Source organism: Nitrobacter sp. MLSD-S21, assembly GCF_058809865.1.
Map to the genome: position 1 here is coordinate 1 of NZ_JBXASZ010000026.1, position 893 is coordinate 893.

The 893-nt window shown below is 59.9% G+C and carries 1 protein-coding gene; it reads right to left on the reverse strand.

The features are described from left to right. Nucleotides 1-14 precede the first annotated feature (14 nt). The gene (coxB, locus tag AC1RT6_RS21220; protein ID WP_079448472.1) at nucleotides 15-869 is read right to left on the reverse strand and encodes a cytochrome c oxidase subunit II; all 855 of its coding nucleotides are present in this window, start codon (nucleotides 867-869) and stop codon (nucleotides 15-17) included. Nucleotides 870-893: the final 24 nt, after the last annotated feature.

The following is an 893-nucleotide window of genomic DNA, read 5'->3' on the forward strand; positions in this document are numbered from 1 at the left end:
GCCCAACGCGACGCCTAGCGCATCACGTCGGCAGCTGACGCCACCGCGTTCGCCGGGTTCGAGGCAAACTTCTTCTTCGCGGTTTCAATCCAGGCCGCAAAATCCTGCTCGCTCACCACACGAACCGCAATCGGCATGAAGGCGTGATCCCGCCCGCACAGTTCCGAGCACTGGCCGTAAAACACGCCCGTCTTGGTGGCCTTGAACCAGGTCTCGTTGAGACGGCCCGGGATCGCGTCCACCTTGATGCCGAACGCCGGAACGCCAAACGAATGAATGACATCGGCCCCGGTCACCTGAACCCGGACGATCTTGTTCACAGGAACAACCAGCTCGTTGTCCACCGCAAGCATCCGTGGCTGCTTCTCATGCGCCATCAGCGAGTCAAACTCAAACTTGCCGTTGTCCGGATACGCGTAGCTCCAGTACCACTGCTTGCCGACCGCCTTCACCGTCAGGTCAGCCTTCGGAAGATCAAGCTGCTCAAACAAAAGCCGGAACGACGGAACCGCAATGCCAACCAGGATCAAAACCGGAATGATCGTCCACGCAACCTCGATCATCGTGTTGTGGGTCGTCTTCGACGGAACCGGATTGGACCGCGCGTTGAAACGCAACATCGCCACAATCAGCAGGCCCGTCACAAACAGCGTGATCAGCGTGATCACAACCAGAAGCCCGCTATGCATCCGCGCAACGCTCTCCATGACAGGCGTCACACCCGTCTGAAGTCCATACGCCCACGGATGCGGTTGACCAAGCTCCTCCGCCGATACCGCACCACTCGCGGCAAGCGCCGCTCCGCCAAACGCTAATCCCAGAAACCGGCGGCCAAACCGGCGGCCAGACTGGCCCATCGACATCTTCATGCCGCTCGCGCTCCTTGTCATAAA

Coding starts and splice junctions, on each gene's coding strand:
- coxB (WP_079448472.1), bottom strand. CDS start 869: ATGAAGATGTCGATGGGCCAGTCTGGCCGCCGGTTTGGCCGCCGGTTT.